The organism is Streptomyces albireticuli (genome assembly GCF_021228125.1).
GTDB lineage: Bacteria > Actinomycetota > Actinomycetes > Streptomycetales > Streptomycetaceae > Streptomyces > Streptomyces albireticuli.
In genome coordinates, this window is record NZ_JAJQQS010000007.1 from 89159 (window position 1) to 108405 (window position 19247).

18 protein-coding genes and 1 riboswitch are annotated in these 19247 nt (G+C 70.1%); of the genes, 9 read left to right on the forward strand and 9 right to left on the reverse strand.

All coding sequences use genetic code 11. The features are described from left to right. Window positions 1–368 precede the first annotated feature (368 nt). Window positions 369–1418: an SIS domain-containing protein gene (locus LUZ64_RS15365; protein ID WP_095578666.1), complete on the reverse strand. Its 1050-nt coding sequence runs from the start codon at window positions 1416–1418 to the stop codon at window positions 369–371. A 201-nt stretch (window positions 1419–1619) separates the two neighbouring features. Here LUZ64_RS15365 and nagB point away from each other — a divergent pair, with 201 nt between their 5' ends. Further along, window positions 1620–2405 carry a glucosamine-6-phosphate deaminase gene (gene nagB / locus LUZ64_RS15370; RefSeq protein ID WP_087926324.1) on the forward strand — a complete coding sequence of 262 codons (786 nt, stop codon included), beginning with the start codon at window positions 1620–1622 and terminating at the stop codon, window positions 2403–2405. Window positions 2406–2531: 126 nt separating this feature from the next. On the opposite strand, the gene LUZ64_RS15375 is transcribed toward nagB, so the two are convergent. From LUZ64_RS15375 to LUZ64_RS15390, 4 genes are all read right to left on the reverse strand, one after another. Next, window positions 2532–4016: a glycoside hydrolase family 3 protein gene (locus LUZ64_RS15375; protein WP_095578667.1), complete on the reverse strand. Its 1485-nt coding sequence runs from the start codon at window positions 4014–4016 to the stop codon at window positions 2532–2534. A 6-nt stretch (window positions 4017–4022) separates the two neighbouring features. Further along, window positions 4023–4853, reverse strand: coding sequence for a carbohydrate ABC transporter permease (locus tag LUZ64_RS15380; protein WP_095578668.1), 831 nt, complete (start codon window positions 4851–4853; stop codon window positions 4023–4025). Next, a complete protein-coding gene (locus LUZ64_RS15385; protein ID WP_095578669.1) occupies window positions 4850–5827 on the reverse strand; it encodes a carbohydrate ABC transporter permease in 978 nt (325 codons plus the stop codon). The genes LUZ64_RS15380 and LUZ64_RS15385 overlap by 4 nt, the downstream gene beginning before the upstream one ends. A 139-nt stretch (window positions 5828–5966) precedes the next feature. After that, entirely contained in the window at window positions 5967–7238 is a 1272-nt protein-coding gene (locus LUZ64_RS15390; protein WP_095578670.1) for an extracellular solute-binding protein, read from the reverse strand. A 241-nt stretch (window positions 7239–7479) separates the two neighbouring features. Between LUZ64_RS15390 and LUZ64_RS15395 the strand changes: the two genes are divergently transcribed. Further along, window positions 7480–8247, forward strand: coding sequence for a GntR family transcriptional regulator (locus LUZ64_RS15395; RefSeq protein WP_087926329.1), 768 nt, complete (start codon window positions 7480–7482; stop codon window positions 8245–8247). Between the two features lie 102 nt (window positions 8248–8349). After that, window positions 8350–8925, forward strand: coding sequence for a GNAT family N-acetyltransferase (locus LUZ64_RS15400; protein ID WP_372472007.1), 576 nt, complete (start codon window positions 8350–8352; stop codon window positions 8923–8925). 19 nt (window positions 8926–8944) lie between these two features. Here LUZ64_RS15400 and LUZ64_RS15405 read toward each other — a convergent pair whose 3' ends face one another. Both LUZ64_RS15405 and LUZ64_RS15410 read right to left on the reverse strand, forming a co-directional pair. After that, complete coding sequence (locus LUZ64_RS15405) at window positions 8945–9379, reverse strand: hypothetical protein (protein ID WP_143593000.1); 435 nt, start codon at window positions 9377–9379, stop codon at window positions 8945–8947. A 137-nt stretch (window positions 9380–9516) separates the two neighbouring features. Continuing rightward, entirely contained in the window at window positions 9517–10668 is a 1152-nt protein-coding gene (locus tag LUZ64_RS15410) for a serine hydrolase domain-containing protein (protein WP_095578672.1), read from the reverse strand. Between the two features lie 253 nt (window positions 10669–10921). On the opposite strand from LUZ64_RS15410, the gene LUZ64_RS15415 reads away from it, so the two are divergent. Continuing rightward, the gene (locus LUZ64_RS15415) at window positions 10922–11431 is read left to right on the forward strand and encodes a PH domain-containing protein (RefSeq protein ID WP_232390265.1); all 510 of its coding nucleotides are present in this window, start codon (window positions 10922–10924) and stop codon (window positions 11429–11431) included. Window positions 11432–11700: 269 nt separating this feature from the next. On the opposite strand, the gene LUZ64_RS15420 is transcribed toward LUZ64_RS15415, so the two are convergent. Continuing rightward, window positions 11701–12297 (reverse strand): HD domain-containing protein, encoded by a 597-nt coding sequence (locus LUZ64_RS15420; protein WP_095578674.1) that lies wholly within the window; start codon window positions 12295–12297, stop codon window positions 11701–11703. Between the two features lie 126 nt (window positions 12298–12423). Continuing rightward, window positions 12424–13779 carry an NsdA family TPR-like regulatory protein gene (locus tag LUZ64_RS15425; protein ID WP_095578675.1) on the reverse strand — a complete coding sequence of 452 codons (1356 nt, stop codon included), beginning with the start codon at window positions 13777–13779 and terminating at the stop codon, window positions 12424–12426. Window positions 13780–13993: 214 nt separating this feature from the next. On the opposite strand from LUZ64_RS15425, the gene LUZ64_RS15430 reads away from it, so the two are divergent. The 5 genes from LUZ64_RS15430 (at window position 13994) to mctP (ending at window position 18784) form a co-directional block, all read left to right on the forward strand. Continuing rightward, entirely contained in the window at window positions 13994–14308 is a 315-nt protein-coding gene (locus LUZ64_RS15430; RefSeq protein ID WP_143593001.1) for a hypothetical protein, read from the forward strand. 382 nt (window positions 14309–14690) lie between these two features. Continuing rightward, window positions 14691–14825: a hypothetical protein gene (locus tag LUZ64_RS37150; protein ID WP_267897152.1), complete on the forward strand. Its 135-nt coding sequence runs from the start codon at window positions 14691–14693 to the stop codon at window positions 14823–14825. Between the two features lie 879 nt (window positions 14826–15704). Next, window positions 15705–16691, forward strand: a complete 987-nt coding sequence (locus tag LUZ64_RS15435) for a hypothetical protein (protein WP_232390244.1) — start codon at window positions 15705–15707, stop codon at window positions 16689–16691. 153 nt (window positions 16692–16844) lie between these two features. Next, the gene (locus LUZ64_RS15440) at window positions 16845–17162 is read left to right on the forward strand and encodes a DUF3311 domain-containing protein (protein WP_095582376.1); all 318 of its coding nucleotides are present in this window, start codon (window positions 16845–16847) and stop codon (window positions 17160–17162) included. Next, on the forward strand, window positions 17159–18784 hold the full coding sequence (gene mctP / locus LUZ64_RS15445) for a monocarboxylate uptake permease MctP (RefSeq protein WP_095582375.1): 1626 nt from the start codon (window positions 17159–17161) through the stop codon (window positions 18782–18784). The genes LUZ64_RS15440 and mctP overlap by 4 nt, the downstream gene beginning before the upstream one ends. A 225-nt stretch (window positions 18785–19009) precedes the next feature. Beyond that, window positions 19010–19108: riboswitch (adenosylcobalamin-variant (AdoCbl-variant) riboswitch) on the forward strand. The last annotated feature ends 139 nt before the right edge of the window (window positions 19109–19247 follow it).

The following is a 19247-nucleotide window of genomic DNA, read 5'->3' on the forward strand; positions in this document are numbered from 1 at the left end:
GACGACGGCTCCGGGCTGCGGTGCCGAACCGGGTCGAGGGTCCCGGATCAGGCGCCGCGGCCCGAAGTGGCCGCGCACTTCGGGCCGGCTTCGAGGCGCCCCCGCTCCCCGAACGGGGCTCCGCCCCGGGCTGCCGCGGCGAGGTGCCGCAGGACGGGCTGAGTTACTGCCCGGAACCGGGCAGGACAGCCCGCCCCTAGTGCAGCGAAAGCCGACCTCGGGCAGGTGCGAAATCAAGCCCGGCCGGCGTTTGAGGCCACCGCGCGGAGCGCGGAAAAGGGGGCCCGGGAGCTTGCCCCCGCCACGCGGCGGAGCCGCACATCGGATGCGGCGGGAAGGGGCGGGTAGGGGAAAAGCCCCCGGCACCGTCACCGCGTCTCCGTCACCTTCGCCAGCGCCCGCGGCGCATCCGGATCCTGCCCCCGCGCGATGGCCACCTCGTACGCCAGCATCTGCAGCGGCAGGATCTCCAGCACCGGCTGGAGATCCTCCGGCACCCCCGCCGCCGGCAGCGCGAACCCCGCCGACGCCGACGCCACCTCCCCCTCGCTCCCCACCACGAAGAGGTCCGCGCCCCGGCCGCGCAGACGTTCCAGCACCGGCTGGAGCGCCTCCCCGCCACGCCCCTCGGGGACGATCGCGATCACGGGCGAGATGTTGTCGACCATGGCGAGCGGCCCGTGCAGCAGGTCCGCGCCGGAGTAGGACAGGGCGGGGATGTAGCTCGTCTCCATCAGCTTCAGCGCCGCCTCCTTGGCCGTCGGGTAGCCGTAGCCCCGGGAGGTGATGACCATGCGCTCGGCGAAGCGGTAGCGCGCGGCGAGCCGCCCGACCTCGGCGCCCCGGGCCAGGATCCGCTCGGCGAGACCGGGCAGTTCCCGCGCCTCGGTGCCGTCTCCCCCGGCCAGTCCGGCGACGAAGAGGTACAGGGTCAGCAGCGAGGCGGTGTACGTCTTGGTCGCCGGGAGCGCCTGCTCCGGGCCGGCCAGCATGTCGACGTGGTACTCGGCGACCGCCGCGAGCGGCGAGTCCGCGTTGTTGGTGACCGCGACGGTGATCGCCCCGGCCTCCCGGGCGGCCCGGGTGGAGGCGACCAGGTCGGGCGAGCCGCCGGACTGGCTGACGGTGACGGCCAGCACGTCGGTGAGGTCGGGCCGGGCCCCGTAGGCGGTGATGGTGGACATGGAGACCATGCCGCAGGGCTTGCCGAGCCGCACTTCCAGGAGGTATTTGGCATAGAGGGCGGCGTTGTCCGAGGTGCCCCGGGCGGTCAGCAGGACGAAGCGGGGGTGCCGCGCGGCGATCCGCTCGGCGGTACGGCGGACCGCCGGGGCCCCTTCGTCGAGGATCCGGCGCAGCACGGCGGGCTGCTCGGCCATCTCGCCGGACATCATCCGGCCCGGCTTCTCGCGAGTCATACCGCATGCCTCCCGCCGGCGCGGTCGCGCGGAACGGGCCGGGTGGCGCCCGTCCCCGGCCGCGTGGAGCCCTTTCAGTCGACCACGGGTCACGGCGGACCCGCCAGCCGGCGGCCGACCGTGCCCGGGGCGCCCCCTCTGCTAGATTGGTCTATACCACCCATAAGAGTTTCCTCCACTCTCCAGATCGGCAGGCCCGTCGTGGAAGTTGTCATCGTCCCGGACGCCAAGGCAGGCGGCGAGCTCATCGCGGAGGCCATGGCCGCCTTGCTGCGCCGTAAGCCCGACGCCCTGCTGGGCGTGGCCACCGGCTCCACCCCGCTGCCCATCTACGAGGCGCTGACCGCCAAGGTCCGCGCGGGTGCCGTGGACGCCTCGCGCGCCCGGATCTGCCAGCTCGACGAGTACGTCGGCCTGCCCGCCGACCACCCGGAGTCCTACCGTTCGGTGGTGCTGCGCGAGGTCGTCGAGCCGCTCGGTCTGACCGAGTCCTCCTTCATGGGCCCGGACGGCACCGCCGAGGACGTCCAGGCCGCGTGCGAGGCGTACGACCGCGCGCTGCCGGAGGCCGGCGGCGTGGACCTCCAGCTGCTGGGCATCGGCACCGACGGGCACATCGGCTTCAACGAGCCGTGCTCCTCGCTCGCCTCCCGCACCCGGATCAAGACGCTGACCGAGCAGACCCGCGTCGACAACGCCCGCTTCTTCGAGGGCGACATCGACCAGGTGCCGCACCACGTCATCACCCAGGGCATCGGCACCATCCTGGAGGCCCGCCACCTGGTGCTGCTGGCCACCGGCGAGGGCAAGGCCGACGCCGTGGCGCAGACGGTCGAGGGCCCGGTCTCCGCGCTGGTGCCCGCGTCGGCGCTCCAGCTCCACCCGCACGCGACGGTCGTGGTGGACGAGGCGGCGGCGTCCAAGCTGAAGCTGGCGGACTACTTCCGCCACACCTACGCGAACAAGCCGGCCTGGCAGGGGCTGTAGGCGCCCCGGCCAGGAACGGCGGGAGCGCCCTCCGGGCGCGTCCTCAAACGCCGGACGGGCTGGATTTGCGGACCGTAGTCAGCAAATCCAGCCCGTCCGGCGTTCGCGTTCGTACCCGAGGGGGAGCTACGCCCCCGCGATGACCTCCGCCGCCGCCACGCCGCACACCCGCGCCGCCCCGTGCGTCGCCACGTGCAGCGCCCCCACCGGTGCCGCCTCGTTCAGGCCCATCTCGACCACCACCGTGTCCGGCCGGACGGCCAGCAGCGCGTCGAGCGTCTTGGCCATCCACGGGTGGCGGTGCGCGTCGCGGACGACCGCGACGACGCGGCGGTCCGCCGCGTCCCGGAGCACCCGTTCGGCGCCGGCCTCGTCGCTGCCGTACGTACCGGTCGTGGTGCCCGGCAGCAGCCGGGCCAGCTCGGCCCCGACGCCCCACGGCGTCTCGTCGCCGACGGCGATGTTGGCGACGGGCGTGAAGGCGGCCACGTGCACGGGGTGGGCCTGCGGCTCGTAGGGCACGGCGGCCGTGATCCGCAGGGCGCGGCGGGCCGCGATCAGGCCCACCTCGGGGGCGGGCGCGGTCCCCTCCTGCGCCGCGCCCGCCTCCGAGGTCCAGCGCGCCAGGGCGCGCACCCGCTCGGCCGCGTCGGCGAGCCGCTCCTCGGCGAGCTCGCCCGCGCGGACGGCGGAGATCAGTGCGTCCCGCAGCCGCAGCACGGTCTCCGCGTCGGCCAGGCCGCCGCCGACGCAGATCGCGTCGGCGCCCGCGGCCAGGGCCATGACGCTGCCGCGCTCGATCCCGTACGTACCCGCGATGGCCCGCATCTCCATGCCGTCGGTGACGATGAGGCCGTCGAAGCCGAGGCCGCCCTCGGTGACGGGGGCGCGCAGCAGACCGTGCAGGGCGGTCGGGCTGAGGGTCGCGGGCAGCGCGGGGTCCAGGGCGGGCAGCAGGATGTGCGCGCTCATCACGGCCCGGGTGCCGGCCGTGACGGCCGCGCGGAAGGGCACCAGCTCGCGGGCGTGGAGCGTGGCGAGGTCCGCGTCGATGCGCGGCATGTCGTGGTGGGAGTCGACGGCGGTGTCGCCGTGCCCGGGGAAGTGCTTGGTGCAGGCGGCGACGCCGGCGGACTGGAGGCCCTCGACGTAGGCGGCGGTGTGCCGGGCGACCAGGCGCGGGTCGGCGCCGAAGGACCGTACGCCGATGACCGGGTTGTCCGGGTCGGAGTTGACGTCCGCGGAGGGCGCCCAGTTGAGGTTGACGCCGCAGGCGGCGAGGCGGCGGCCGAGCTCCCGGGCGAGGGCGCGGGTCAGCTCGGTGTCGTCGACCGTGCCGAGGGCGAGGTTGCCGGGGAAGGAGGAGCCGGTGCGGACCTCCAGGCGGGTGACGTCACCGCCCTCCTCGTCGATCGCCACGAGGACGTCCGGCCGCTCGGCGCGCAGCCGCGCCGTGAGCGCGGCGAGCTGCTCGGGCGAGGCGATGTTCCGGCCGAAGAGGCCGACGGAGGCGAGCCCTTCGCCGACCCTGCGCAGCAGCCAGTCGGGGGCGTCGGTGCCCTCGAAGCCGGGCTGGAGGACCGTCAGGGCGTCCCGGGTGAGCGTGTCCATGGAGTATTAGCCCTTCACCGCGCCGGACGTGAGACCGCCGACCGCCTTGCGCTGGAGGATGACGAAGAGGATCAGGATGGGCACGGCGAAGAGCGAGGAGGCGGCCATCGTGGCGCCCCAGTCGTCGCCGAAGGTGGTGCGGAAGCTGGTGAGCCAGAGCGGGAGCGTCTGCGAGGCGGGGTCCTTGTTGAGGATCAGGACCATCGGGAACTCGTTCCAGACGGTGATGAAGCCGAAGAGCGAGGTGGCCATCAGGCCGGGCGCCAGCAGCGGGAAGATCACCTTGATGAACGCCTGGGTGCGGGTGCACCCGTCGACCATCGCGGACTCCTCCAGTTCCTTCGGCACGGCGGCGACGTAGCCGCGCAGCGTCAGGACGGTGAAGGGCAGCACCATCACGGTGTAGATGGCGATGAGCGGCGGGAGGCTGTTCAGCATCTCGGCGTCGCGCACGATCATGTAGTACGCGATGACCATGACCTCCCAGGGCGCCATCTGGGCCATCATCATCACGAGGATGAAGCTCTTGCGGCCCTTGAAGCGCATGCGGGCGACGGCGAACGACGCGAGCAGCGCGATGACGAGCGACAGGGCGACCGCGACCAGGGTGACGGTCAGGGAGTTGCCCACCAGGGTCCAGAAGCCGTCGGCGTCCACGGCCTTGGAGAAGTGCTCAAGGGTGGGGCTCGTGGGGAACCAGGTGGGGGTGTCGCTGACGATGTCCTTGTTGGCCTTGAAGGCCGTGGCGAACATCCAGTAGACGGGGAAGGCGAAGACGACGAAGAGAACGACCGCGGCGGCTCCGGGCCAGGCGCGGCCGAGGAAGGAGCGCTTCACAGCTCGTCCTCCTCTTGCTTGAGGACAAGGCGCAGGTAGTACGCCGTCAGGGCCAGCAGGATGACGATGGTGAGGATGGAGATCGCGGCGCCCATGCCGAAGTGCTGGTTGCCCATGCCCTCGACGAACGCGTAGACCGGCAGGGTCTCGGTGAGCCGGTCGGGCCCGCCCTCGTTGATCGCGAAGACCTGGGTGAACGACTTGAAGACCCAGATGACTTCGAGGAACGTCGTGGCGAGGAAGAACGGCTTGAGGAAGGGGAAGGTCACCGAGGTGAACTGCTTCCAGGGGCCGGCGCCGTCCAGCGAGGCGGCCTCGTAGAGCTCCTTGGGGATCGTGGTCGTGGCCGCGTAGAGGTTGATCGCCACGAAGGGGACCGACTGCCACACGATCAGCACGGTGATCACGAAGAAGGTGGAGAACTGCCCGCTGGTCCAGTTGTAGTCGGCCATCGAGTGCCAGCCGAGCGTGTCCAGCAGGTAGTTGACGACGCCGAACCGCTGGGCGAAGAGCCACTGGAAGACGGTGGTCGCCGCGACGACGGGCATGGCCCAGGCGAGCACGATGCCCAGCAGGAGCAGCAGCCGCATCTTGTTGCCGAGGCGGGCGAGCAGCAGGCCGATCAGACAGCCGACCACCATGATCAGGACGACGTTGGCGGCGGTGAAGACGACCGACCGGCCGGTGACGCTCCAGAAGTCGGAACTGCCGAGCGCCTCGGTGTAGTTGTCGACGCCGTTCCACTCGGTGACGTGCTGGATCAGCTGGCGCGGGTTGAGGTTCTGGAACGACAGCATGCCGTTCTTCACCAGCGTCCAGCCGAGCAGCAGCACCGTGGCCGCGGCGGCGGGGAGGATCAGGAGGTACGGGACGCCCTGGGAGACCCGCCCCTTGCCGCCGCGGGGCGGCGGGGCCCCGCCTTTGCCGATCCCGGGGGCGGCGTCCGCCGCCGCCTCTTCGATCTGCGCTGACATCGTCGTCCGCCTTCTCCCCTGTCGAACGGTATTGCTGTGGTACGCGTGGTACGCGGTGGCGCGCGCGGTGAGCGACGGGGCCGGGTGGCACCGGCCCCGTCGGTCACCGGTGGGTCACCGGCGGGCTGTCACCCGTGGGTCACTGCTTCTGGCTGAGGCGCTTGTTCATGTCGCCCTCGACCTGCTTGGCGGCTTCCTCCGGGGACTTCCCGTTGAGGACGGCCGTCATGTACGCCTTGATCGGGTTCGGCGCGTTCTCGACCGGGGCCCACTCGGGGATCAGCGGCGTGGTGCCGCCGCCCTTGGCGGCCGGGGCCGCGGCCTCGGCGGCCGGGTTGCCCTTGACGCTGCCCAGCAGGGAGTCCTTGTTGGGCAGCGAGCCGACCTCCTTGGCCAGCGCGCTCTCGTTCTTGTCGGACAGCGCGATCTTCAGGAACTCCTTGGCGAGTTCCTGCTTCTTGCTGCCCGTCGCGACGGCGAGGTTGGAGCCGCCGAGGAAGACGCCCTCGGGCTTGTCGGCGGTCTCACCGGGGATGGTGAAGTAGCCGATCTCCTTCTCGATGGCCGGGTTGGCCTTGATCGCGGTGGCGGCTTCCCAGCCCATGCCGATGAAGGCGCCGGTCTTGCCCTTGGCGAAGACGTCGGCCTGCTGCGGGGTGGCCTCGTCCTTGTCCTTGGGCGCCTTGCTGAACGCCTGGTACTGCTTGTAGATGTCCATCGCCTTGGCGACCTTGGGGTCGGCGAGGTTGGAGACGTACTTCTTGCCGTCCTTCTTCACCAGGTCGGCGCCGGTGCCGATGGTGAGGCCGTCGAAGAAGTACCAGTTCTGGCCGGGCAGGTAGAGCGGCTCGGCTTCGCCCTTCTTCTGAATGGCCTCAAGGGCCTTGAAGAATTCGGCGCGGGTCTTGGGCGTCTCCTTGACGCCCGCGTCCGCCCAGACCTTCTTGTTGTAGATGACGACGCGGCTGGCGGCGTACCAGGGTGCGGCGTACTGCTTGCCCTCGAAGACGGCCGGCTTGTTGAGGGATTCGGTCCAGTCCCCGCCGATCTCCTTCTTCAGGTCGCCGAGGTCGGCGAGGCCACCGGTCTGGGCGTACGAGGGGGTCTGGGTGTTGCCGACCTCGACGACGTCGGGCGGGCTGGACTCGGAAAGCGCGGTGGTGAGCTTCTGCTGAATTCCGTCCCATTTCTGGACCTGGATATTCAGCTTCGCGCCGGTCTTCTGTTCGAACTCGGCCTGGACCGATTTCGTCCAGCCGGCGGGGTTCGAGCCGTCCATGAACCAGACGGTGAGGCTCTTGGCCTTGTCGCCGGAGTCGCCCGATCCCTTGTCACCGTCGCTGGACCCACAGGCAGCAACACTCACCAACATGGCCGCGACACCAGTCGCCGCTATGAGCCCTCGCTTCACAGCACTCTCCTCAAGGACCGAATGTGGTCTTTAATGGTTTAGACCAGTGCCCGCAGCTTGGCCTAGACCTTTTGGGGTGTCAAGGGTGTATAAGAGTCGCTGTCGGCTCCGTTACCGGACCGACACCTCAAGCTCGACCTGGGCATCTCCGGGCCCCTCGGGCTCTGCCCGTGCCACCATGTGACCGCGACAGACGGAGGAGCCGGTGACAGCAGCAGGATCGGAGTCGGGAAGGCACACCATGGTGACCGAGGGCGGTACGGCGGAGAGCGGCAGCGCGTCGGGCGGCGCGCGGACCGCGCGCGTTCCCAAGTACTACCGCCTCAAACGTCACTTGCTGGACATGACCGAAACCATGCCCCCCGGCACCCCCGTGCCACCGGAGCGGACCCTCGCCGCGGAGTTCGACACCTCTCGCACGACCGTTCGCCAGGCCCTCCAGGAGCTGGTGGTCGAGGGACGCCTGGAACGTATCCAGGGCAAGGGGACATTCGTCGCGAAACCCAAGGTCTCGCAGGCGCTGCAACTGACCTCCTACACGGAGGACATGCGGGCCCAGGGCCTCGAACCGACCTCCCAGCTCCTCGACATCGGCTACGTCACCGCCGACGACCGGCTCTCCTCGCTCCTCGACATCGCGGCGGGCGGCCGGGTCCTGCGCATCGAACGCCTCCGGCTGGCCAGCGGCGAGCCGATGGCGATCGAGACGACCCACCTGTCGGCGAAGCGCTTCCCGGCCCTGCGCCGGAGCCTGGTCAAGTACACCTCGCTCTACACCGCCCTGGCCGAGGTCTACGACGTCCGCCTGGCGGAGGCCGAGGAGACCATCGAGACGTCCCTGGCCACCCCCCGCGAAGCCGGCCTCCTGGGCACGGACGTGGGCCTGCCGATGCTGATGCTCTCGCGGCACTCCCTGGACGCGCAGGGGGAGCCGGTGGAATGGGTGCGGTCGGTGTACCGGGGTGACCGGTACAAGTTCGTGGCACGGCTGAGGCGGCCGGCGGAGTGACGCCGGCGGGCGGCGGCCGAGCGCGGCGGGAAGCGCCGGTCCGGGCGGACGCGGGGCGCGGCCGGTCGCCCCTGACCTCGAAGGGCGTGCTTCCATCCTCGGGTGACCGATGAGAGTGCCGGTGCCCGGGCCGAAGAGAACGCCCGCGTCCTGACCGATGAGAACGCCCGCGTGCGTATCCGCCCCCGCGGCGCCTCCGATCTCGGCGGCTGCGTGGACGCGCTCGCCCGGGTCCACGCGCGGGACGCCTACCCCCTGGACTGGCCGGCCGACCCGGCCGCCTGGCTGTCCCCTCCGTCGCTGCTCGCGGCCTGGGTGGCGGAGCTGGACGGGCGGGTCGCCGGGCACATCGGCCTGTGCCGCGCCGGGGCCGGGGACACCGCCGCCGCGGTGTGGAGCGCGCGCCGGGGCGTGGGCCTCGGCGCGACGGCGGTCGTCGGCCGCCTGTTCGTGGCCCCGGCGGCCCGGGGCCACGGCGCGGGCGCCCTCCTCCTGGCCGCGGCCACGGCGGAGGCCCGGCGGCGGGTCCTGCACCCGGTCCTCGACGTCGTCGCGTCCGACACGGCGGCGACGGCGCTGTACGAACGCGAGGGCTGGACCCGTCTCACCACTGCCGAGCAGCGCTGGAGCCCGGACCGGACGGTGACGGTCCACTGCTACGCGGCGGGGGCGGCGTGACGCGGGCCGGTCACCGGGCTCACTGGACGACGACGGTCACCTTCCAGGGAATGATGACGGCGGGGCAGAACCAGTCCGGTGCCGGGTAGCACTCCTGGGTGGAGTTGATCTCGGCGGTCCCCCTGTCCTGGGCACGGAAGGTGCCCGAGGCGTTGCCGTTCCCGTCCATGCCGCGGCCGATGTGTCTGAGGACCTGGAAGTCGGAGGACGTCGGGTAGTCCCACGCCCAGACGCCCCCGGCCGACCGGGAACCCTTCAGCTCGACCTGGATCACGTCCCCGCTCCGCACGACGACCGTGCGGTTCTTGTCCTCGTTACCCAGTACGACCTCGGCGGCGACGGCGCTCCGCTGGTGCGTACGGGGTGCGCCGGCCGCCGAGGCGGGGGCGACGGCGGCGGCCGTCAGCGCCAGTCCGGCGGCGAGGGGGACGACGAGCGATGCCGTGGTCTTCATCTTCACCTCGGTACGGGTGGAATGGATGCGTCGGGCTTCCGTCTACACCCGCGCGCACCGCCGCGTCCCCCTCGATTCACGCCACGTGGTGTGTGGTGAGGACCGGACCGAGCGCCGGGTCACCCCGGCGGAACCGCCTAGCGGCCCTCGCACAGGGCCGTCGTCACGACCTTGTCCATCTGCGCGAGGGGGACGTTGGTCGTCAGATGGGCGTTGGTCACCACGGACACGTGGCGGCCGTCCGCGGTGACCATCGTCTGGGTGTAGTAGCCGGGCACCATGCCGTTGTGGCCCCAGGCCGAGCCGCCGCAGGGCAGGTCGCGCCTGATCAGCCCGAGCCCGTAGCCACCTTCCTCGAAGTCGGCACCCGTGGCGTTCTGCATCTCGGCCAGGGCGGCCTGAGAGACGACCTTGCCACCGATCAGCGCCTGATAGAACTTCGTGAGGTCCTGTTCCGTCGAGATCAACGCTCCGGCGCTGCTGAAGGCGGACGGGTCGTAGTCGAGGACCGGCGTCCAGAAGTAGAGCCCGGCGAACCGCGCGCCGTGGTACCCGCGCACGGCCGGCGTGGGCAGCGAGTGGTCGCCGGGGGCCGGGAAGACGGTCCGGGACAGGCCGAGCGGCGTGATGATCCGGTTTGTGACGGCCTGGTGCACCGGCATCCCGGTGGTCTTCTCCACCAGCATGCCGAGGATCATGTAGTTGGTGTTGGAGTAGAGGTAGGCGGTGCCGGGCGCGGAGGCCGGGGCGCGCTTCAGCCCTTCCCGGACCAGCGCGTCGAGGGAGTACGAACCGTCCGGGTTGGCGGCGGGCCGCGAGAGGAGCGGCTCGTAGGCCGCGACGCCGCTGGTGTGGTGGAGCAGTTGCCGCACCGTGACGGCGTTGCCGTCGTAGCCGTTGCCCTTGACGACGCCGGGCAGGTACTTCTCGATCGGGGTGTCCAGCGAGACCTTGCCCTCGTCGACGAGCTGCATGACCGTGGCCGCGGTGAAGGTCTTGGTCTGGCTGCCGGCCCGGAAGTGCTCGTCCGGCTGGATCGGGGCGTTGGTGTTGATGGTGCCGGTACCGGCGGAGAGGCTCCAGGAGTTCGCCGCGTCACCCGCGTGGACACCGGCGCCCGGGCCCGCGGCCGACTGGAACGCCTTCAAGGCGGCCAGCGTGCCGGCGTGAGGGTCGGCGGCCGCGGGCGCGGCCTGCGCCGCCGAAGGGAGCACGGCCAGTGCCGCGCACGCCGCGCCGAGTGCGGCCACCAGTCTTACCCGGCCTATCCGGCCGAACTTCCGTGCCATGACTACCCCCAAGACGATCAAGCAAGTCAAATGACCCGCATGGTAGGCATGGGGACGCGGACCCAGGTACCCCGAACGCCAGGGATTGACGTGGAGTTGACGTCGAGTTGACGGCGGACCGATCCCGACGGCGCGGGGGCGCGGTCGCGCGGTCACCCGGGGGGGCCGCTTCACCGCGGCCGCCCCGGGTGACATCCCACGAGTCCCGGCGCACTGCCGCAAAGCGACCGAAACGTAGGATATGTACGTGCAAATGATCGAATTCCGTGCAGCGCCCCGTTGGTGGCAGTGGTCGGCCGTCGCCGTGTTTCTCCTCACCGGCGTGCTCTTCCCGTGCGTCATCACCTTCGGCATGGGCTGGGACGAGTTCGGCCGCCGCTACCAGGAATCACCGCGCGGCAGGGGAATGGGCTTCTGGGCCACCGGCGACTTCGTGATCGCGGCCCTCTCCCTCGCCGGGTGCCACCACTTCTCCGGGCGTACGTTCGTCGGGGCCGACGGCATACGCACCAGGACCCCGCTGAGGCGGCGGTTCATCCCCTGGGGCGACGTCAAGTACGTCGACATGGACAGGGGGATCGACGAGTTCCTCGGCCGCAAGACGGGCCCCATGTACCGGATCCGGCTGGACCTGGTGAACGGCAAGAGCCTCTGCCTGCCCGCGCCGATGGCCCAGGAGTTCGACTCCGCCATGGAGGCGGCCAAGTCCGCGATCATGCGCCGCCGGAAGGCCTGGGCCGATCGGTCCGAGTCCGCGAGCTGACGCGACGGAGCGGGGCGGCCGCCCGGCCAAGGGTGTGCGCGGCCGACGGCGCCGGGCCGAGGGCGACCCCCAAGGCCCCCCGGCCCGACGTCACGGGAAGTGCACTGCTCTCAGAGCAGGCGGGCCACCTGGTTGAGCACGGCCAGGGTCCAGCCCAGGGCCGGAGTGATCATGGGCAAGAGCATCGCGGCTGCACTCCTGTCATATGGGCCGCTCATCATTGCGGCCTGGTGACCGGATCAACGACGCCCCGTCCGGCCGGAAACGCCTTAGGCGTCCAGGGGGTTGGCGGCGACGCGCGCGGCGATCCCGTTCCGCACGGCGGCCGCGGCGGAGCTGTCCGGCTTCCGCTCGGCCTGGCTCTCGAAGCACGCGACGAACTCGTCCTTGAGGCCGAGGCGCGGATAGCGGTCGAGCACCTCGGCCCGGAGGCCGGCGGGGAAGGCGTCGACGCCCCGCCCGGAGATGTCCACCGACGTGGCGAACTCCAGCAGGTGCCCCTCCGGGTCCTCCTCGACGTCCACCCGGCTCCACATGTGCCGGACGATCACCTCGCCCACCCGCACCCGCCGCGCAACCGGCCACCCGGCCCCCGCCGCGAACACCCAGGCCACATGCCCGCCCGCCTCGTCGAACGACACGGTGTGGCTGTCGAACTCCTTCGTCAGACCTATGTCGTGCAACAGGGCGGCGACGTAGAGGAGTTCCGCGTCGAAGGCGATGCCGGCCTCTTTCGCGTGCGCGGCGGCCCACAGGTAGGACCGGACCGAATGGTTCAGCAGCGCGGGCGAGCAGTAGGCGGTGGCCACTTCGCGCGCGGCGACGCAGGCGGCGGTCTCGGGGATCACAAGGTCGTCGATCTTCATGCGGGTGATTCTCACCCACGCCCCCAGAAGCTCCGGAGCGGGGCCCGGTGGACGGAACCCCGGTTTCGTCAGGTGCCCCTGCCCCGGCGGGGAGAAGTCCCGCCGCGGAAGACCAGCGGCCTCGATTCACGCCTTGAGCATGGCGATTTTGGTAATGCGTGTAGACATTCCTCGTACAGCCTGGGAATTCCTGAATGGCTTCAGGCGGAGCCGCATCACGTCAAAGTGCTCGTCTCCCCTGGCAGAAGAAACGTGTTCATAGTCCTCCAGGAAGCGCGTCCACGATTCGCAGGCTGCTTCGAGGTGACCGTACTCGAGCTGGCGTTGCGCGAGCACGCCGTAGAAGTGAACCCGCCCTTGCCGCTCGTTTGGGGGCTGTACCTTCAGAGCCTGTTGCAGCGCTTTGATCGAGCCGGGCAGGTCCCTGCTCTCGTATAGCACATGGGAGACGTGAAAGGCATAAGAGGACTGGTCGTAGCCGCCGATTGACTCGCGCCGATTGTCGGCCTTCATCAGGGCGGCTTCTGTGGCAGCCAGCAGGCGTCGCGCGCGGCGATGGTCGCCTACCATCGCAGTGGCATGCGCCTGCTGCCCTGTGAGGAACGCCTGAAGCCGCGGGCCGGTTTTCGGGGCGGCTTCAGCTGCTGAATCAGCAAACTTTAGGGCCAGAGACCCGTAACCAAGGTTGGATGCCTGAAGGCTCATACCACGTAGGGTGCGGCAATACGTCACGTGATCCTCTGCCCTGCTGGCCAGCTTCAGTGCCTTGACGTAGTAGCTCTGAGCAGTGCCGTGATCCCGCTCGTACATGGCCATCCAGCCAGTCAGATAGACCAGGTCCGAGGCTGCTGCCCAGATATCCTTCCGCACTGCATCGGTGGCGTCCGCTCGAAGCCAAGGAACCACCGTGTTGACGAGGAACGCCGCCGCCATTGGCCTTGCGTGCGCCCCACCGAGCTCATCCAAAATATCCGCGATCTTGTCAGTCATCTTCCGAACAGCCGCGACCTGCCCAGCGCCAATCCTCACAGTCCGTTTCCCAGGGGTCACAGGGTGGGCATCCGCAGCACGTGCAGGATCCGCGAACGAAGGCACCGCTAAAGTCGCGGAGAACAAGCCGGCTGCAACGACGAGGCCCCGGCGGGATGGATCCATGTCGGCCCTCCCGAGGTCAACGATTTCTTCCACAGTGCCAAGATCCGCCGGGATATTGTCCTCAGCGGCGCGCGGTAGCCCAGCCTCCGCGTGAGTCACAGTACGACGCAGCTTGCGGGAGAGCGCTTCAACGATCAGGCGCCTGACCGAGGGCTTGGGGACAGTTCCTCCAACCCAGTGCGAAACGGCCGATTGATCGTAGTGCAGCGTCAACCCCACCTCAGTGCCCATGCGGTTGATGACGAGTGCGAACTGCGAGCGGGACCATTCAGCCTGCGCCAGCAGCCGCTCCAGCCCCTCATTGGGGGTACGCGCGTGGTTCGCCATGCCTCCAACTCCCCGCAGAGTGCCTTGCGTTCATGGCTTTCATGCTCTGACCTCCTCCTCACAGTACCGCCGTACGTAGCTGTGCGGTTGCGTAGTACGCAGGTCAAACACCCCACGGAAGCAGCCCGCCGGGAACGGTGCGGATGGCTGACGCACCGGGACGGGTGAGGCGGTACGCGACCGTCCGGCGCGGGATACACGGAGGCTCGAACAGATGACGAACGCAGCACAGGAACCCCCCATGCGGGTGGTGGACACCCGTGACGGCGGCATGGGGCGGCGCACGAACAAGGTGGGCGCGACGGGGCACCCGACGCACGGGGCTGGAACGGGATATCGCTCCGGCGTGCTGGTGGTGGAACGAGCCACCGGCCTCATGGGCGTCACCCAGCCCAGGACGACGGACGGCATCCGCGTCATGCCGCTGGACGGCGGGGAGCCCTGGACGGTCCAGGGAACAGCCGGCCTGCGGCTCGCCACCGAGCAGGAACGCGCGAAGCTCGGCCTGGGCCCCAGGAGGGTGGACTGATACCGGGCGTGATCTCGCTGCCCCACTCGTCCCGGCCCGGCGCCGCCATGGTCGGCAAGGTCGTAAGCAAGTGTGAGGGCTGCCAGTACTGGACGGCTGTGCGCTACGCGGCGTACCCGACGGAGTCGCAGGACGCCCCTCTTGGCCCAACACGAGAGGGAGGCGCATCCCGATGGGTGAGAAGCGCCCCGCCGATCGGGTGATCAAATCCCGGAGCCGCGCGGTCGACGAGGAGTCGGTTGAGCCGCCCGTTCGGGCCTGCGGCTAGCCCCCAGACCCCGCCCGATCGCCTGCACGACGGTCGGCGGCCGGGTGGGTCAGCAAGTGCACGACGGCGCGGGGACGGCCCCCGTGTCGGCACGGCTCACGAAGGGATCAGGCAATGGACCCGGAAAAGCTGGCACTGACGGCGTTCGCCGACGGTAACGAGGAGAACAGCCAGGGCGAGACCGGCGACGGCTCGGACGGCGCGGAAGGCAACGACTCGCAGGGCTGCGGCGACAACAGCCAGGGCTAACCGCCGCCGGCTGAGCACAATGAGCAACCGAACGGCCCCGCTCTGCCAGACTGGAGCGGGGCCGTTCTGCGTAATGAGGGAGAAGCAATGGCCAAAGCCATGACCGGAGTTGGGCGCGTCACCGTGTTCCCCCTGCTGCACCTGTGGCCCGACACGTACGGAGTAGTGGCATACGCGACAACAGGAAACTTCGGCGACACAGCTATCGTCGGATACATCCCCATTCCCGAAGTTCCGGACGTTTACCTTATGGATGCTGCGGCTAGGCATGCCGTAGGAAGCTCGGCCACCGCAAGCGTCGATTGGGTCCTGTGCACGGGGTGGAGTGCCCGCTCCGTACCAAAACCGGGGACGCTTGACCTGCCCGAGGCGGCATGGGCACTGGAAGTCGACGGGCGAGGGGCCCCCAAAGACACCTTGTACGGCCACAACCAGCTCTTTACGGGTCGTTTCTCGCTGGATTCCCCGGACCTCATGGACCAAGCCCGAAAAGTCCTGGACAGTCGGATGCCGACTCTTCAGACGGTCCCGGTGGGGTAGTCGGCCACGGGCCGCTCAAGGCAGGAGCACAACGATGCGGCGACCTGGAGCGGCACCGGAACGCGGCCCTTCTTACGGTCGAGGAGGGCCGCGAGTACCCGGGGGGCGCGGTTCCTCGCGGAGTGTCTCGACCGGTAGGTGATGAGGGAGGCTTCAACTCCGCTGATTCGAGGCGCGATTCGCCCATGAGGGTGACAGCTCGTACGGGCGGTTCGCGGTACCGTGGCCGGGATTCCGCTGCTTCGGCACGCCTCGCGCGCCCCAACGCGGCGACCCCCCACGCCGGACGGCAACCGGCGAAGGGGGTCTACACCCACCAGGAGAAGAGACCTCCCTAGGATGCTCCGGCATGTTATCGCTCCTGCGCGCTTCTTCTCGCAGGTTCCCAACGACCTCGTCCGCCACCCCCGGTTGTCCGCCAACGCCGTCCGGCTCCTCATCTGGCAGCTCTCGCTGCCCGACGGCGCGGCCTCGCAGCCGCTCTCCGTCACCGGCGAACGGGCCGGTATCAGGAACGCCGCCTTCACCCGCGCCAAGCGGGAGCTCGCCGCCGAGGGTTATCTGCACAAGTGGCGGTCGCAGGGCGAGGGCGGCCGCTGGGCCACCCGGCAGCTCGTCTCGAACGTGCCGCTGACCGCCGAGGACGCGTTACGCGTGCGGGACGGCGGACAGCCGGTGGACCCGGCCCCCGAGCGCCCGGGCCCACGCCCCGGCCCCGCCCGCCCCTCACCGACTCCCCGGAAACCGGCCGCCGGTGAGCCGGCCCCCCGGCCCGTCGGTCGTCCCCATAAGAAGACGGAGGAGAACACCTCCCACCCTCCCCACCCGCTCGCCGAGCGCGGTGCCCGAGCCCTCGCCGCCGTGTCGCACGCCGAGCGGCGGCTGCGGCTCTCCGGGCGGGACGTCGCGCGGCTCGCGCCGCTGGCGGCGGAGTGGTTGCTGCGCGGCGCCACGTCGGCCGATCTCCGGGAGGCGCTCACCCATGGGCTGCCCGAGCGGGTCCACTCCCCCGCCGGGATCACCCGCGACCGGCTGCTGCGGAAGATGCCCGACCCCGTGCCCACCGCCGTACCCGCGCCCAGGCCCCAGCCCCTGCGGCTCTGCACCGGCGGGTGCGGCCGGATGATGCGGCCCGTCTCCGACGAGACCCGCTGCCGGGACTGCCGCCTGAACGCGGCCGGCGCGTCCGACGCGGGCCACGCCACGACCGACGGCGCCGTCGCCGCCACCCTGCGCGGCGTCGCGGCCGTACGGGAATCCTTGCGGGGCGGCCGCCACCCCCTCCCGTCCCGGCCACCATCCGGAACGGTAACCGCCGGTTACTGAAAACCCCCACCCTCGAACTCACCGTCCGTACACGGCACTTCCCGGCCGGATGACATTGCCATACCGATATACGGACAGGGGGTGACTCCCACCGGGACGTCGCCTAGATTTCCTGCGCATCACGCAGTGATCACAAAGGGGGGAGTCACCAGCATGACGGAACCACCGACAGGGACACCGGAGGACGCCGGCCGGACGGCCACGAAGGCCACCGGCACCGGCACCGGCACCGTGACCGTCCCGATGATCGTGGCGGGCATATGCCTGGCCATACCCTTCGTCGCGATGCTGTGGGTCGACTCCTACTCCCGGCTCACGCCCGCCTTCATCGGCATCCCGTTCTTCTACTGGTACCAGATGCTGTGGGTGCTGATCTCCACCCTGCTCACGGTCGTCGCGTACACGATCGTCCGGCGCCACGAGCGCCTCCAGCGGTCGGCGCGGGCGCGCGAGGCGGGTGAGCGGGCATGAAGGACGGCGTGAACGGCGTGGCACTCGCCGTCTTCATCTTCTTCTTCCTCGTCGTCACCGTCATGGGCTTCGTCGCCTCGAAGTGGCGGCGCGCCGAGAACGCGGACAGCCTCGACGAGTGGGGCCTCGGCGGCCGGTCCTTCGGGACGTGGGTGACGTGGTTCCTGCTGGGCGGGGACCTCTACACCGCGTATACGTTCGTGGCCGTCCCGGCGGCCATCTACGCGGGCGGCGCCGCCGGCTTCTTCGCGGTGCCGTACACGATCCTCTGTTACCCGCTCGTCTTCACCTTCCTGCCCCGGCTCTGGTCGGTCTCGCACAAGCACGGCTACGTGACCTCCTCGGACTTCGTCCGCGGCCGGTTCGGGTCCAAGGGCCTGTCGCTGGCGCTCGCGCTCACCGGCATCCTCGCGACGATGCCCTACATAGCCCTCCAGCTCGTCGGCATCCAGGCGGTGCTGGACGTCCTCGGCGTGGGCGGCGGCTCGAACTGGTTTATGAAGGACCTGCCGCTGCTGATCGCGTTCGGTGTGCTCGCGGCGTACACCTACTCCTCCGGGCTGCGGGCCCCGGCGCTGATCGCGTTCGTCAAGGACGCCCTGATCTACATCGTGATCATCGTCGCGATCATCTACATCCCGATCCGGCTGGGCGGCTTCGACCACATCTTCAGCGCGGCGGGCGACGCCTTCGCCGTGCAGAACCCGGAGACGGGCAAGCCGCGCGGCTCCCTGGTGAGCGGACCGGACGCGCAGTGGGCGTACGCGACGCTCGCGCTGGGTTCCGCGATGGCGCTCTTCCTCTACCCCCACTCGGTGACGGCGGTTCTCTCCAGCAAAGGCCGCAACGTCATCCGCCGGAACACCACCATCCTGCCGCTGTACTCGCTGATGCTCGGGCTGCTGGCGATGCTCGGCTTCATGGCGATCGCCGCCGGGATCAAGGTCAGGAACGGGCAGCTCGCCATCCCTCAGCTGTTCGAGAACATGTTCCCGGACTGGTTCACGGGCGTGGCCTTCGCCGCCATCGGCATCGGCGCCCTGGTGCCGGCCGCGATCATGTCCATCGCCGCCGCGAACCTTTTCACCCGCAACATCTACAAGGACTTCATCAAGCCGGACGCCTCGCCCGAGCACGAGGCGAAGGTCTCCAAGCTCGCCTCGCTCCTGGTGAAGGTCGGCGCGCTGGTGTTCGTCCTGACCATGGACAAGACGGTCGCGATCAATTTCCAGCTGCTGGGTGGCATCTGGATCCTCCAGACCGTGCCCGCCCTCGTGGGCGGCCTCTTCACCCGCTGGTTCCACCGCTGGGCACTGCTCGGCGGCTGGGTGGCCGGCATGGCGTACGGCACCTGGCGGGCGTACGACACGCCGAGCGCCACCCAGGATCATTTCGGGAATACCAATCTGATCCCCCTTATCGGCGAAAAGGGCTATATCGGGCTGACCGCCTTCGCGCTCAATGTGATCGTGGTCATCGTCCTGACCTTCGCCCTCAAGGCCCTCCGCGCCCCCGACGGCGTGGACGAGACCAGCGCCGCGGACTACACCGCGGACGCCGGCGACCCGGGGGTCCGGCAGGAGCTCCCGCCGGCCACCGCAGGCGCCCCGGGCGGCCACTAGGAGCCCCCGGAGGACCCCGCCGGACCCGGCCGGTCCGGCGGGCCCCGACAGGGCCCCACAGGGCCGTCGCACCCCCTCGCAGGGGCGCGGCGGCCCTCTCTCGCGCCCGGCGCCAAGGCCCGGAATCCCGGGCCCTGTTAGCACATTCCGACCCGCGCGATTACCGCGTGACACAACATGTGGTGGTGCGTGCGGGAGCCAGCACTAGATGTATGCTCGTCCTCGCTGTCGTCGCAGGGGAATCCGGTGGAAATCCGGAACTGTCCCGCAACGGTGCATGTATGCCGTAATGACGCATGCAGGAGTCCGAGTACCTGCCGACAGCACGCCCACCGCCGAGCCCCCGCTCGTCACCGGGCGTTTTGCATTCGTCCGGGCCTCGCGGGTTGGGTCGATGGACGCTACGAGCATGCCCTGGTGCTGTCAGGCATGCCCGTACGCGCCCGTCGCGCGCCACCCGCCC

Bases quoted from the DNA above. Each gene is read 5' to 3' on its own strand.
- LUZ64_RS15375 (WP_095578667.1), bottom strand. From the start codon at position 4,016: ATGGACACGCTCACCCGGGACGCCCTGACGGTCCTCCAGCCCGGCTTC.
- LUZ64_RS15425 (WP_095578675.1), bottom strand. From the start codon at position 13,779: ATGGCGAACCACGCGCGTACCCCCAATGAGGGGCTGGAGCGGCTGCTG.
- mctP (WP_095582375.1), top strand. From the start codon at position 17,159: ATGAAGGACGGCGTGAACGGCGTGGCACTCGCCGTCTTCATCTTCTTC.
- LUZ64_RS15440 (WP_095582376.1), top strand. From the start codon at position 16,845: ATGACGGAACCACCGACAGGGACACCGGAGGACGCCGGCCGGACGGCC.
- LUZ64_RS37150 (WP_267897152.1), top strand. From the start codon at position 14,691: ATGGACCCGGAAAAGCTGGCACTGACGGCGTTCGCCGACGGTAACGAG.
- LUZ64_RS15430 (WP_143593001.1), top strand. From the start codon at position 13,994: ATGACGAACGCAGCACAGGAACCCCCCATGCGGGTGGTGGACACCCGT.
- LUZ64_RS15405 (WP_143593000.1), bottom strand. From the start codon at position 9,379: ATGAAGACCACGGCATCGCTCGTCGTCCCCCTCGCCGCCGGACTGGCG.
- LUZ64_RS15410 (WP_095578672.1), bottom strand. From the start codon at position 10,668: ATGGCACGGAAGTTCGGCCGGATAGGCCGGGTAAGACTGGTGGCCGCA.
- LUZ64_RS15395 (WP_087926329.1), top strand. From the start codon at position 7,480: ATGGTGACCGAGGGCGGTACGGCGGAGAGCGGCAGCGCGTCGGGCGGC.
- LUZ64_RS15415 (WP_232390265.1), top strand. From the start codon at position 10,922: ATGATCGAATTCCGTGCAGCGCCCCGTTGGTGGCAGTGGTCGGCCGTC.
- LUZ64_RS15435 (WP_232390244.1), top strand. From the start codon at position 15,705: ATGCTCCGGCATGTTATCGCTCCTGCGCGCTTCTTCTCGCAGGTTCCC.
- LUZ64_RS15365 (WP_095578666.1), bottom strand. From the start codon at position 1,418: ATGACTCGCGAGAAGCCGGGCCGGATGATGTCCGGCGAGATGGCCGAG.
- LUZ64_RS15385 (WP_095578669.1), bottom strand. From the start codon at position 5,827: ATGTCAGCGCAGATCGAAGAGGCGGCGGCGGACGCCGCCCCCGGGATC.
- LUZ64_RS15420 (WP_095578674.1), bottom strand. From the start codon at position 12,297: ATGAAGATCGACGACCTTGTGATCCCCGAGACCGCCGCCTGCGTCGCC.